The 13,475-nt window shown below is 61.4% G+C and carries 13 protein-coding genes; 6 read left to right on the top strand and 7 right to left on the bottom strand.

All coding sequences use genetic code 11. From position 1 onward, the window contains the following. From D109_RS0127785 to D109_RS0127775, 3 genes are read left to right on the top strand one after another with little or no spacing between them, the layout of a single operon-like run. Entirely contained in the window at nucleotides 1–906 is a 906-nt protein-coding gene (locus D109_RS0127785) for a hypothetical protein (RefSeq protein ID WP_017479782.1), read from the top strand. Continuing rightward, a complete protein-coding gene (locus D109_RS0127780) occupies nucleotides 897–1,679 on the top strand; it encodes a hypothetical protein (protein ID WP_017479781.1) in 783 nt (260 codons plus the stop codon). The genes D109_RS0127785 and D109_RS0127780 overlap by 10 nt, the downstream gene beginning before the upstream one ends. After that, complete coding sequence (locus D109_RS0127775) at nucleotides 1,679–2,047, top strand: hypothetical protein (protein ID WP_017479780.1); 369 nt, start codon at nucleotides 1,679–1,681, stop codon at nucleotides 2,045–2,047. The genes D109_RS0127780 and D109_RS0127775 overlap by 1 nt, the downstream gene beginning before the upstream one ends. Nucleotides 2,048–2,050: 3 nt before the next feature. Here the strand turns inward: D109_RS0127775 and D109_RS0127770 are convergent, their stop codons facing one another. The 6 genes from D109_RS0127770 to D109_RS0127745 all read right to left on the bottom strand — a co-directional run bounded on the left by D109_RS0127770 (nucleotide 2,051) and on the right by D109_RS0127745 (nucleotide 8,098). After that, entirely contained in the window at nucleotides 2,051–3,391 is a 1,341-nt protein-coding gene (locus D109_RS0127770) for a sorbosone dehydrogenase family protein (RefSeq protein ID WP_017479779.1), read from the bottom strand. Nucleotides 3,392–3,526: 135 nt separating this feature from the next. Then, entirely contained in the window at nucleotides 3,527–4,492 is a 966-nt protein-coding gene (locus tag D109_RS0127765; RefSeq protein WP_017479778.1) for a pyridoxamine 5'-phosphate oxidase family protein, read from the bottom strand. A 2-nt stretch (nucleotides 4,493–4,494) separates the two neighbouring features. After that, entirely contained in the window at nucleotides 4,495–5,394 is a 900-nt protein-coding gene (locus tag D109_RS0127760) for a LysR family transcriptional regulator (protein ID WP_017479777.1), read from the bottom strand. Further along, complete coding sequence (locus D109_RS0127755; RefSeq protein WP_017479776.1) at nucleotides 5,394–6,314, bottom strand: LysR family transcriptional regulator; 921 nt, start codon at nucleotides 6,312–6,314, stop codon at nucleotides 5,394–5,396. The genes D109_RS0127760 and D109_RS0127755 overlap by 1 nt, the downstream gene beginning before the upstream one ends. Before the next feature lie 166 nt (nucleotides 6,315–6,480). Further along, entirely contained in the window at nucleotides 6,481–7,101 is a 621-nt protein-coding gene (locus D109_RS0127750) for a glutathione S-transferase family protein (RefSeq protein WP_017479775.1), read from the bottom strand. A gap of 124 nt (nucleotides 7,102–7,225) precedes the next feature. Then, nucleotides 7,226–8,098, bottom strand: a complete 873-nt coding sequence (locus D109_RS0127745) for a LysR family transcriptional regulator (protein ID WP_017479774.1) — start codon at nucleotides 8,096–8,098, stop codon at nucleotides 7,226–7,228. Between the two features lie 190 nt (nucleotides 8,099–8,288). Here D109_RS0127745 and D109_RS0127740 point away from each other — a divergent pair, with 190 nt between their 5' ends. From D109_RS0127740 to D109_RS0127730, 3 genes are all read left to right on the top strand, one after another. Beyond that, a complete protein-coding gene (locus tag D109_RS0127740) occupies nucleotides 8,289–9,062 on the top strand; it encodes a glucose 1-dehydrogenase (RefSeq protein ID WP_017479773.1) in 774 nt (257 codons plus the stop codon). Nucleotides 9,063–9,075: 13 nt separating this feature from the next. Beyond that, a complete protein-coding gene (locus tag D109_RS0127735) occupies nucleotides 9,076–10,122 on the top strand; it encodes an L-idonate 5-dehydrogenase (RefSeq protein ID WP_017479772.1) in 1,047 nt (348 codons plus the stop codon). Between the two features lie 98 nt (nucleotides 10,123–10,220). Further along, nucleotides 10,221–11,441, top strand: coding sequence for a DUF2599 domain-containing protein (locus D109_RS0127730; RefSeq protein ID WP_017479771.1), 1,221 nt, complete (start codon nucleotides 10,221–10,223; stop codon nucleotides 11,439–11,441). A gap of 196 nt (nucleotides 11,442–11,637) precedes the next feature. On the opposite strand, the gene D109_RS0127725 is transcribed toward D109_RS0127730, so the two are convergent. After that, a complete protein-coding gene (locus D109_RS0127725) occupies nucleotides 11,638–12,735 on the bottom strand; it encodes an IS481 family transposase (RefSeq protein ID WP_017479770.1) in 1,098 nt (365 codons plus the stop codon). Between the last annotated feature and the right edge of the window lie 740 nt (nucleotides 12,736–13,475).

Here is a 13,475-nt window from a genome sequence, read left to right as displayed (position 1 = left end):
TTGTCGACCATTCGACAGGCCATCGCGCAACTCAGCCTGGGCACGGTCTCCAGTAATGCCGCGACCGCACAGCTGATTATCGACAGCCTGCGTGCCTACGCCAGCAATACCCGCCACCCACCCTCGGCGGCCGACATCATTGCCGTGGCCCTGAGCGCGCGCAACGCGCTGTTTTTGGCGCAGTGCAATGGGCTGCTGCTCAACAACCAGTTCCAGGTCAGCGCGATGGAAATCTGCGCGACGCACTGGAAAAGTCAAAACCCACTCCACGGTACCGCGCTGAACGCACGCGTCATGGCGGCAGACAACGACCTCAAGGCGGCCCAGGCCAACATGGTCGCGGCAGTCACCAAGCGCGATTATGATCTGGCCGCCAACAAAGTTCGCCTGGCCATGGAAGAAATCGGCATGGTCGGCTGGCTGTATGAGGCCTCGGCGCTGGCGGGAGAAGATCTGGGAGCGACATTGATGAACAACGCTTCGAAGTTCGTTGATGACGAGCGCTATCGAGGCGGGTTCCACGGAAAAAAAGAGCTTGAGTACCTGGAATGCGGGGGCGCCTATAACGTAAACGTGATGCTGCGTATCTCCATACCCGGAACCACAGAAAAACTGCTGATTGCCGGAGAAGCCAAGGGCGGCGCCAGTGCCTACGGTAAAGTGGGCGGCCCGGCCGGATTATTGGCCGGCTGGGGAGTTCAACAACTGTCGCAGAGCGACATCCGTTACGCGGCGTCGCGCGCGTACTATATGGAGCGCACCAAAAAGGTCAGCGAGTCGCAAAAGGCGCGCAAACAGGCGGGTGAGCTGATTACCTTGGCGTACGCCAACGGTCGGCTGTTCTACCTCACCGCCAGGACTGATGCCCATCACGCTTCGAACAAGGAAATCTTCACATGCCAGTAGCCGGCTTGAAGCACCCTGATATCGCCACCGGCATCGCTCAACAATACCTGCGCCTGGGCAAGGGAATGGGCGGCCGGATGAAGTTTGTTGCCGAGCACACGGACGACCTGGTGCAAGTGCTGGCGCCACGCACATTGGTGCTGGAACTGCTCGCAGCGGCCTATTACCTGCGTGATCCGGAGCGTTTCGTTGAGGCCCGCAATGCCTTGCTGGAGGTGGCGCCCGTCATTGCCAAGCGCTTGCGGCCCGTGCCCAGCGTAATCCTCAACGAACTGGGATTGGCCATCGTCAGCAGCTCGTTGAGCATCAGCTACGAGTTGGCGAAGTCAGTAAGAGCCAGCGCCCATCCAGACCTGCTCTTCACGATTGCGAATTGGCAGTGCATGATCCTGGCCGCGCTGGTGGATCTGGACCTCGAAGACGCCGTGTCATTGTCCCTTCAGGTAATCGAAGCATGTGAACAAAAGATCCTGACCAAGGCCGAAACAGAACAGGCACTGCCTTGGGCCCAGGCGTCCTTGCTGCTCGCTCGCGGCAACAAGGACGAAGCGTTCAGCGCGTTGCGCCATGTGACCTCGGCGCACACCACCCTGTTGAACCGTGAGCTTGATAAAATCGCCAAAGGCGCTTCGTCAGGGCTCTCGGCATTGCCGTTCTGTGACTTGGCAACCGCAGCGCTGGCCAGGCTTATCGTCGACTTCGGTTTTGATACAGCCACCGCCACCGACAACGACTTTCCATTCGCAGACTTCAAATGGATGCATGACGCCTGATGGGCATTATCATTGAGTTTTTTGCCGTACCGGCAACCCCACTGCCGCTCGACACCGACGAACAACGCATGGAGCTGATTCAGACCCTCGGCAAACCGATCGGGACCATCTCCGTTAACTCCAATGCTGTCGCCGCAGCCTTCGCCCTGCTGCTGCAAACCGACCTTGCAGGGTTAGCCGGTGACGGTGCAGATTCCCGTAGAACGGTGTTCGTACCCGCGTCCCGCTACCTGGCGCTTACGGCGCAGGTAGCGGCCTGGGCGGTTTCTGCCAGCGACCCGCTAAGGCTTGACCTGGCGTTTGCGATTACCGAAGCGATCACTGACGCGCAGTGGTCAGGGGACGACCTGGCCGTTCAATCAACCTGAGCCTCAAGGCGCCACCTTGGCCACCCGCCACACCTTATTGCCCACATCATCGGCCACCAGCAACGCGCCCTGCCCGTCCAGTGTTACACCGACCGGGCGGCCCTGGGCTTCTCCGTCACCATTCAAAAACCCAGTCAGGAAGTCAACGGACGCCCCCGAAGGCTTGCCATCCCGAAACGGAACGAACACAACCTTGTACCCCGCCTGCGGATTACGATTCCAGGACCCATGCTCCCCCACAAACACCCCATCGGCGAACCCCGCCGGCATCCTCCGCGCATCCGAAAAGGTCAACCCCAACGGCGCCACGTGAGTCCCCAGGGCGTAGTCCGGCGCGATAGCCTGGGCAACCTTGTCCGGACGCGGCGGCTGCACCCGCGTATCAACATGAGCCCCGTAATAACTCCACGGCCAACCGTAAAAAGCGCCCTCCCGTACCGATGTCAGGTAATCCGGCACCAGATCACTGCCGATCTCATCGCGCTCATTCACCACCGTCCACAGTTGCGAGGAACCAGGCTTCCACGCCAGCCCATTCGGATTGCGCAACCCACTGGCGAACAGACGCTTCTGACCACTGGCAAGATCCAACTCCCAGATCGCCGCACGCCCGTCCTCGGCTGCAAGCCCGTTCTCACCCACGTTGCTGTTGGACCCGACGGTCACATAAAGCTTGGTGCCTTCAGGATTAGCCAGGACGTTCTTGGTCCAGTGATGATTGATCCCGGCCGGCAGATCGGTGACCTTCACCGGCGTGGCATCGATGTGAGTCTGGCCCGGAACATAAGGCACCTTGACCACCGCATCGGCATTGCCGACATACAACGCATCCCCCACCAACGCCATGCCAAACGGCGACGTCAGCCCACTGAGAAACACGCTCTTCACCTCGGCATGCCCATCACCATCAGCGTCCCGCAGCAGCGTGATCCTGTCAGCGCTCGGCGTATCGGCACCCACCCGCCCCATCACAAACCCCATTGCCGTACGACGCGCCCAGGCAAGCAAGCCGGTGCCGCCATCCGTGGCGCCTTCAGGCATGGGCGGATGGTTACTCTCGGCGACCAACACGTCGCCATTGGGCAAGGTGTACACCCAGCGTGGATGGTCAAGGTTCTCGGCCAACGCCGTCACCGCAAACCCTTCCGGTGCCGTCGGCTGGGCATCGCCAGGCCAACCAACGGCCTTGGACACCTTGAGTGTCGGGATCAGCGATGCCGCAGGTTCGGGCAGTTGCGGGCTTGGCCCAACTCCGGCCTGAAACGGCAATTTGGAGGATTCGCCACAGGCGCTCAGGGCAGCAGTGGCGGTGATCAGCAGCGCAAGGCGGCTTGGTGTATTCATCGGAAAACCTCGGGACAGCCCTTCATTGGGCAGGCAAAATCCCGACGGAGTATTGCGTCATTCCCCGGCACCAAACACCGCCTCCCGCGCAATTGAGTTTTAACTCAGTCGCACGAGTGTGTTCGACAGCGTCCCTCAGGCCCTCCATGGCCCCAATGACAGGCTGTAAGGAGAAAACGCTTCGAACTGCCAACGCAACGCCAGCGCCGCCTCCCGCCGAACCACGTGCTCCACGGTCACCCGCCATAACCGCTCGGCGCCCTGGAGCGCCGCCACCTCGGGCCCTTCAAGAATCACCTCAGTCCGCCCAACGACCTGCAACACATCACCCGTAGCAAAATCCACAAACAACAATCCCGCCACCGGGTTGAGCTGCAAATTGCCCAAGGTGTTGAAAAACGAGTTGCCGGTAAAGTCGGGAATCGTCAGTACATCACCGTCCACCCGCACAAACCCACGGTCGCCACCCCGGTGCGAAACGTCCACCGAACGCTTGGCCGCATCACCCTCCAGGTCCACATAACTGGCGACGAAGAACGTATCCGCGCTACGGATCAGCGCTCGGGCAGACTCATCGAGCGAGTTGGCGCGCTGCACCGCGCCGTCAGCAGAACGCTGCCCCCGAGCATCCGGGTCCACTGCACGCAACTGGATGTACTTCGGACAATTGCCAAAGGTGTGCACCACATCCACCGCAAAACCATCAGCGCCAGCCGTACCCACAACCCCATTCATACGGTTGCGCCGCCGCGTATTCAGATCAATGCCCAACAGCCCCACCGCCGCGCCTTTTTTCAAACCCGCCCCGGCGGGATCATCCACCGCAGGCAGGCTGTCGATACGCAAGCTGTAGGGGTCAGGCGAATACACAAACCCCGGCGCGCCCTCCAGCAGCGTGGCCCACGGAAGCCCCTGATCATCCACGGCGCCCACCACCAGATAGGGCAACAACTCATAAAACGCCCGATGCTGCTCCGGCAAGTGATCCCGTATGACCTTCGCGCCGATCACCTCCATGCGCTCAGCCACGCCGGCACTTTGCTGCAATTGCCGCTCGCCGGCATGCCATGGCGAGACGGGGGACGCGTCCTGGTGGTTCATGATCAAGCCCTCAATGGACGAAACGCCGGATGTTCACGCAAAGCCGCCACCGTGAAATCGACAAAACTGCGCACCCGCATCGACGCGTTGCGCCCCTCGCGGTAGACCACATGCACCGGCAGCGGCGGCGGTTCATAGGCCTGCAATACCCGACGCAATTGGCCGTTCGCCAAGTGCTCGTGGACCGGGTAACTCAGGCACCGGATCAACCCTACGCCCTGTACCGCCGCATTGATCGCGCCCTGCACCGTGGTGCAACCAAGGCGCGCCCGGGCCTTGATGCTGGAGGCCAGGAAATCCCACTGCACCCCGTCCGAATAGGCCTGGCTGGCGACCAGTCGATGCCGCTTGAGCGCCTCGGGTTGCAGTGGCTCGCCATGGGTTTCCAGGTAGCCAGGGCTGGCGCACACAATGTTGCGCACATGGCCCACAGGCCGCGCAATCAGGGATGACCCGGGCAGTTCTCCGACCAGGATCGCCACATCCAGGCCGTCTTCATTCAGGTTCGGATAATGATCGTGGTAATGGGCAAACATCCGCACTCCGGGATAGCGCTCCAGGTAGTCTGCCAACAGCGGCGCCATCACATAACGGCTGAACAGAAACGGAAAAAACACCCGCAGATTGCCCTCGGCCTGCGCATGCGCGCCCTGGGCAGATGCTTCGGCGGCGCTCACGCCGTCCAGGATGCGTGAACAGTCCGCCATGAACCTCGCCCCTGCTTCGGTGAGGCGAATGCCTCGGGTGTTGCGCTCCAGTAACTGCACCCGCAAGCGCGTCTCCAGCCGGTCAATCGCGCGGATCACAGTGGGCCCCGAGATGCCCAGGCAGCGGGCTGCTGCGGCCAGGCTCGGCTGCCGGGACAGCGCCTGAAAAATCTGCATGTCGTGATAGCGGTCCATCAGGCCGGCCGCTGCATCGACGGGTTGAGCGCAGCATCCTGCCCCAGGCGGCTGACCAAAAACTCCACGAACGTGTTGACCTTCGCCGGTACCCGGGCGCTGTTCTGGAACACCACATGGATCGGCAACGCAGGCGGCTCGAAGTCTTGCAGGATGATTTCCAGTGCGCCTGCACGCACATCGCTGGCCACCTGATAAGACAACACCCGTGTGACGCCCCAGCCCAGGCGCGCCAGGTTGATGGCGGCGTTGTTGGCGGTGACCACCAGGCGCGGCTCAACGGCCACGTTCAATGGCTGGTCGCCTTCCATGAACTGCCATTCGCTGACCAACTGGCTGGAGGACGAGGTGACAATCTTCGCCTCCCGCAGTTGCCCGGGGTGCAGTGGCCGGCCGTGCCGCTCAAGGTAAGTCGGCGCGGCACACACCACGCGGCGCACCTCGCCAACCTTGATCGCCTGCTGGCCGGTTTCCTGCAAATGCCCGATGCGCACGGCCACGTCGACGCCTTCGTCGGTCATGTTGACCACTCGGTCCACCAGCAAGGCGTTGATGCTGACCTGGGCAAACTGGTCCAGGTACTCCCCCAGGATCGGCGCGACGAACAACTCGCCGAACAACACGGGCGCGGTAATCGTCAGGTGCCCCCACGGGATCGAGAAGCTGCCGGCGGCTGCTTCTTCGGCCTCAACCAGCTCCGCGAGAATGCGCCGGCAATCATCCAGATAACGCTGGCCAGCCTCGCTCAGGTGCAGGCTGCGGGTGGTGCGCGAGAGCAACTGCGTGCCGATACGCGCCTCCATCGCAGCAATCGCACGGGTCACGCTGGGGGGTGAGATTTTCAGGCGCCGGGCTGCCGCGGCAAAACCTTGTTCTTCGGCGACGGCGAGGAAAATCTGCATTTCCTGGAAACGGTCCATGAGCCCCCTTAATCGAATGTAGTCCACCAAACCAGTGGCTTGGGAGCGGTTGTGGCGAGGGAGCTTGCTCCCGCTGGGCTGCGTAGCGGCCCCGAAGTCCTGGGAGCGCTGCGCACTGGAACGCCAGCCCGGTCCAGCGGGAGCAAGCGCCCTCGCCACAAAATCTTCAAGCCTTCGCCAGGCCCACGGCGGTGCGTTGCATACCGACAAAACCCGGCAGCGCCTCGATACTGCCCAGCCAGGCGCGAACCTGCGGATAGTCGTTCAACGAGACGTTACCTTCCGGGGCATGGGCGATGTAGGTGTAGTGCGCGATATCGGCAATCGTCGGCAGGTCACCGGAGAGAAAACGGCTCTGCCCCAACTGTTGCTCCACCACGCTGAGGAATGCATGGGAACGGCTGATGGTCGCCTCGGCATCCAGTGCGGCACCGAACACGGTGATCAATCGAGCCGCAGCCGGACCGGTGTGCAGCGGCCCCGCCGCTGCCGAGAGCCAACGCTGCACTCGGGCCAGCGCCAAAGGCTCGGTCGGCAGCCACTGGGTGTTGCCATATTGGCCGGCGAGGTACACCAGGATCGCATTGGAGTCCGCCAGCACCACACCGTTGTCATCGATCACCGGCACCTGGCCGAAGCTGTTGAGGGTGGTCAGGAACTCGGAGGTTTTGTGGGCGCCTTGCTTCAGGTCCACCAGCACCAACTCGGCGGGTACGCCCAGCAGCGACAGCATCAGCTCGACCCGGTGGGAATGGCCAGACAAGGGGTAACGGTACAGTTTGATCATGACAGGCTCCGCGATGTGCCAGGGACTCGACCCGGTGATCGTGTCGATGGCGCCATCTTCCACCGCTACGGCACGCAGCAGAATAGCCAGTTTTTACAATCCAGCCTTTCACCAGATGAAATAATCACTCGCCAAACAACTCGTCGATCAGGTTGAACAGGGTGGTTTTCACCGGGCTGTCGAGTTCGGTCCAGGCCAGACCAGTCCTGGCCCGGAACGCCCCCAACTGCAAGTGCCTGGATACACAATTGGCCGGCAACGCCCGAGCCGCCTGCTGCGGCAACACCCCCACACCCAACCCGGCCGAGACCAGCGCCAGCATGGTGGTGAATTCGCCGAGCTCAGAGGCGATTTCCAGGGACACGCCCACGGCCTGGACGAACTCGTCGTAGAACCCCGGGGCATACCGTCGGGCCAGGATGAACACCGGAACCTTGAGCAAGTCGGCCGGCTGAATGGCTGCCTGAGCCGCCAACGGATGATCGACGGGCAAGGCAACCACAAAGCTTTCCTGCAACACCGCGCGGGTCTGCACGCCGGGATAGGCCGCCGGCAAACGCATCAGGCCGAAATCCAACTGACCGTTTTTCAGCGCCGCCGCCTGATCCGGGCCGGGCATGTCCTTAAGTTCCAGTTCAATTCGCGGGTAGCGCTGATGCACCGCGCGAATCAACCCCGGCAGCAATTCCGGCAACACCGACGAGACAAACCCCAGCCGCACGCGGCCGATCTCCCCACGGCTTGAGGCCCGGGCGGCATCGGCGGCGCGAGTGGCCTGGTGCAGGGTAGCCTGGGCTTCGGGGAGAAACATCCGCCCGGCTTCAGTCAGCGTCACCGAGTGCCGGTTGCGGTCGAGCAGCCGCACGCCCAGGCCGCTTTCGAGCAGCTTGATCTGCCTGCTCAGCGCCGGTTGCACGATCGACAGCTGCGCGGCCGCCCGGCCGAAATGCAGTTCCTGGGCGAGCACGACAAAGGCACGCAGGTGCTTGAGTTCCATCAGGAGGCTCCGGTTATCACAGTTTTTGATCACTGGATCACAAATGAAAATTGGACGTTGAACCCGGGCTGCGGTGAAGTTAGGCCCGTCATGCACGATATGACAGGGTTTGGCCTATCACAATAAGCACGGCACCTCGTACTCTGATTGTTAGTGTTGATCACCTGTCGCAGCCTCCGGAGATTGATCCATGCAAAGCGTTTTAGACAGCTTCCGCCTCGATGGCCGCCTAGCCTTGATCACCGGCTCCAGCGCTGGCATCGGCCTGGCCATCGCCCGTGGCCTGGCCCAGGCCGGCGCGCGGGTGGTGCTCAACGGGCGTAATCGCAGCACCTTGCGTGACAGTGCCGCGTTGCTTGCAGCGGAAGGCCTGGAGGTGCACACCCAGGCGTTCGACGTCACCGACGGCGCAGCGGTGTTGGCCGCCGTGGCAGATATCGAAGAGCGCCTGGGCCCGCTGGACATCCTCGTGAACAACGCCGGCATGCAGCGGCGCGGCCCTCTGGAGGATTACAGCGAAACCCACTGGCGCGAGTTGATGAGCACCAACCTCGACAGCGCGTTCCTTGTCGGCCAGGCCGTGGCCCGGGCGATGATTCCGCGCAAGCGTGGGCGCATCATCAATATCTGCTCGGTACAGAGCGAGCTGGGGCGCCCGGGCATCGCGCCGTATGCCGCCAGCAAAGGCGCGCTGAAGATGCTCACCAAAGGCATGGCCATCGATTGGGGCCCACACGGCCTGACAATCAATGGCATCGGCCCCGGCTACTTCAAGACCGAACTGAACGCCAACCTGGTGGCCAACCCCGAGTTCAGCGACTGGCTGGTGCAACGCACGCCGAGCCGGCGCTGGGGTGACGTCGCCGAACTGGCGGGCGCCGCAGTATTCCTTGCCAGCGACGCGGCGAGTTTCGTCAACGGTCATATCCTGTACGTGGACGGTGGCATCACCGCCTCGCTGTAACCCGGAGAATTTCATGCACGCCATCGTCTGCCATGCCTCTAAAGACCTGCGGGTAGAACCGCAAACCGAACCCCTGGCGCTCGCCCCCGACCAGTTGCGGGTGCGCATTGCCCGGGGCGGGATCTGCGGCTCGGACCTGCACTACTACCAGCACGGCGGCTTCGGCACCGTACGCCTGCGCGAGCCCATGGTGCTGGGCCACGAAGTGTCGGCGGTGATCGATGCCGTGGGCCGTGAGGACGGGCCGTTCAAAGTGGGCCAACGCGTGTCGGTCTCGCCATCGCGGCCTTGCGGGGGTTGCCGTTATTGCCATCAAGGGCTGCCGAACCATTGCCTGAACATGCGCTTCTACGGCAGTGCGATGCCCTTCCCCCACGTACAAGGCGCGTTTCAACAGTCCCTGGTGATCGAAACGCACCAGGCGCACCTGTTGGCCGATCATGTCAGCCTCGCCGAAGGTGCGATGGCCGAACCCTTGTCAGTGGGTTTGCATGCGATCCAGCGCGCCGGAGCGATCTTCGGCAAGCGGGTGCTGGTGACCGGCTGCGGCCCCATCGGCAACCTGTTGATCGGCAGCCTGCGGGCCGCCGGTGCGGGGGAAATTGTCGCCGTGGACCTGGCCGCCGGGCCGTTGGCCTGCGCCGAGAAAATGGGCGCCAGCCGTACCCATAACCTGGCGGAAGACGCCGACGGGTTGAAGCCCTACACCGCCGAAATAGGCTACTTCGACGTGATGTTCGAAGTCTCCGGCAGCGCTCAGGCTCTGCGCAACGGCTTGGAATGCATGGCTCCGCGCAGCGTGCTGGTGACGGTCGGTTTAGGCGGTGAAGTTTCGCTGCCGCTGAATATGCTGGTGAGCCGTGAGATCGACTTGCGGGGTACCTTCCGCTTCCACTCGGAGTTTGCTCAGGCGGTGGATTTGCTGAATCGCCAGGTGATTGATGTGCGCCCGGTGATCTCCCACACCGTGCCCTTCAGCGAGGCGGTGCAGGCCTTTGAACTGGCGGCGGATAAAAGCCAGGCGATGAAGGTGCTGCTGGATTTCGGCGTGGGGGATTGAACCGGACTGGAACGGCTCCCATGGTGGTCTACGCTCTGACCTGAGTGGAGCAAGGAGTCGTTCCAGTCGCTCCACGTTCATCATCAGGAGCCGTATCCATGAAAGGAATTGTGTCCCCTATCGCCCTTGCACTTGCCGCATTGAGCTTCACCGCCACCGCCCACGCCGACCTGGGCACCGACACCGTCGCCCGCCTCAACCAACTCTACAACGACACCCGCCAGGATTGCGGCGGGCCGTCCAAACCTGCGTTCCTGTGCTCGGGCGTGTTGTTCCGCGCCACATGGCCCTCCACCGACTACCAGTTCTACAGCGTCAGCCCGAAAAGCCAGGCCAGTGGGGGCGTGTCAGCGTCTTATCTGCGCAAGGATTCGAAGTACCGCAAGTTGGCCTATGGGCTGAAAAGCGGCTTCATTTTCGACACGATTTTTGGCAACCCCAAGGATCATCAGGATTACGCCGTGCTCTGCTCCTTCCCCATCGACGCGGCCACCGATGACCGCAACCAGCAAGGCTGCACCGACTCGCGGCGCACGCCCGGTGTGGTGGAGAAGTTCTGCCAGGAGCAAGGCATTACCACCGCCGAGCAATGGTTCGCCGATTATCAAAAGAACCGCGGCGATCACTCGCGCCAATGCTCCTTCGACGTGCGTGACGAACGCAACAGCGCCGCCGGCCCGGCCTTCTACCAAAGCATCCGCGCCATGGGCAAGATTGCCGACGAATCCTTTACCACCCAGAACGAACTGCGCCTGGCCAAATGGGACGACAACCCGCCGAAGTCGCCGTCGATCCTGGCGCTGTTCTACACCGAAGACAGTGGCCTGGAAGGCGCCCGGCTGAACCAGATCCAGTGGTACAAGGCAGTCCAGCAGTTCTTGCCGGTGATCAACATGAAGTTGCCGCAAACCCGGCAGCAGGACGCGACGTTCGCCTACGACAGCAAGAAGCAAGTGATCTACCCCACTACCGAAAAAAACAGCTGTGACCGGTACGTGCAAAGTGCGACGTGGGTCATGCGTAACGACCCGGGGTTTGGGCGCGAAGTGGCCACCCTTGAAGTCACGCCGACTGATTGCGGCCGGCAGGTGAAGGACGGTCAGACCAACAACTTCTTCAACGAACTGGCCGCCGATCACTACCTGGATGCCAACTGGAAAGACAACCCCGACAACCGTGAGAGCACCGTCGGCAGCATGCGCCGGCAACTGGTCTGCCACTTCAACATTGCCCGCAACAAGCCGGAGTGGAATCTCGAGCCGTCGCGGCCTTACACCTCCAACGAGGATTCCATCGCCAAGGGGTGCAACAACACCTGAGGTACCTTTAGGTGAGGCTGTGGGAGCTGACAGGTAGCTGCGGAGCCGTTATGGCTGATGAATGGGGTGGGTGGAGTGGACCGGGTGTATATCCGTTATTTGGGTAACGGCTGCCTATGGTTCCGCTCTTACAGCGGGTCACTTTTGAAAGGAGCGTGTACGGACCGGACACATGTGCGGGGACATGGTTGACACATTATGGTCCGTAATCAGGCTTATTCACGTCGATGGTCCGCAAAAAGTGATGGCAGAAGTAGACGTCAAATAGCCCCTCACTTTCAGGCTTTGGGCGTATCGCGATGTGCTGCCCAGCCAGGCCTTTGGCGATACTGAAATAGCGTTTCTGAAAGCGGAATCGACTGTGATAAGCCTTGGCCAATAGGTCGTCCGGTCCGTATTCAAACTCTGGCAGTTGCTGCGGATAAGCCCAGGGGCTGGCCCGATAACGGTCCATCGGCACCTTGTAGTCCAATGCTTGATGGGGGCGTTGCAGGTTATAAACCTCGCGCCATCGATCAAACGCTGTTTGAGCCTCCTTGATCGTGGAGAACTGGCGCCCATCAAGCACTTCGGCCTTGAGTGATCGATGGAAACGCTCAATCTTTCCATTGGTTTGCGGATGGTAAGGGCGGCTGAAACTGATCCGAATTCCTAAGCGAATCAACCAGATACTCAACTCAGTAATTTCTCCAGGGTTGCGGGGAGAGCCCCATGGCGGGCCGTTATCAACGTTGATACGAGCCGGTAATCCGAAACGCTGGAATACCTCGATCATCTTCTCCTTCACCGTAACCCCACGCTCGTTATCACACGCCTGAATAGCCAAATTGAATCGCGAGTGGTCGTCCAGCTGCGTCGGGAAATGCCCTTTGAAGTCCATCTGCCAAAGATCGTTAGGCGCATCGTGCTCAAATCTCAGCTTCGCCAATTGTTCCTTCTGCGCAGGCTGAATCATCCCGTGCCGATGCAGGACATTGGTGACAGTGCTGGGAGCAATCTGCTTTTTCAAAATGCTGCTGATCGTGCGCCCACCCCATGCGGGATGGTCTTGCCTGAGCGCTATGACCGCCGTTTCTAGAGCAGGGTTGGTCAGTTTGGGGCTGGTGATAGGTTTGCGGGACTTCTCTTGCAGCCCTGACCGGCCTTGGGCCTCGTAGCGTTCGAGCCACTTGTACGCCGTTTGGGGGCTGATCCCGAATCGTCGACACAGATCTCGTTTATTACTGCCGGGTTGCCGGGCTAAGGCAACGAACTCTTCTTTCAGGCTCATGGCGTCTCTCGTGTCCCAGGGCATGATGGATTTCCGGCGAAGTTGGCTCGCCGAAAAGTGTCCACCATGTCCCCGTACACCCGTCAACCATGTGTCCGGTCCGTACAAAAGGAGCCCAAAAGTAACCAAAAGGCTCTTGCCCCACCACTCGGCTCCTCGCCTAGGCTCGGAGTGCCCTCACTCCGGCTTTGGACCGTGGGCCGCCGCGATGGGACATCCTTGGCCCAGCGCGGCTAACCCGGCGTCCTGCAGGGTTACCCACGCTCCAAAGCCTGCGTTCGGCCAGCGTGGTTTAACGGGGCGCCTAAGATCAAGATCAAGATCAAAAGCAAAAGCACAGCGGCCTCCCGGCCGGCTTGAGTGTTTAAGAGCAAAATCAAAAGCTAAAGCGGGCACGGTCAAATGTGGGAGCTGGCTTGCCTGCGATAGCATCAACTCGGTGTACCTGATGCACCGAGGTGTCTGCATCGCAGGCAAGCCAGCTCCCACAGAAAAGCAGAGCTGCATCCGCTTCAGATTTGGCTTTCGCTCTGGGTCTTGCCTTTGCTTTTAACACTCAAGCCGGCCTGTAGGCCGCTGTGCTTTGCTTTTGATTTTGATCTGCGGGCCCCGTTAACCACGATGGCCGCAAGTAGGCACGGTGGAGCGGGTAAATCGGCAGGGATGCCGATTTAGCCGCGCCGGGCCAATGGATGGCCCGTCGCGGCGGCCCGCGGTAATCGGGCCGGAGTGCGGGCATGCCGAGCCTAGGCGAGGCACCGAGT

The sequence above is a fragment of the Pseudomonas sp. PAMC 26793 genome, from assembly GCF_000313235.1.
GTDB lineage: Bacteria > Pseudomonadota > Gammaproteobacteria > Pseudomonadales > Pseudomonadaceae > Aquipseudomonas > Aquipseudomonas yamanorum.
Note: the sequence above shows the minus strand (reverse complement) of the source record. Positions and strands in the feature narration are given on the sequence as shown.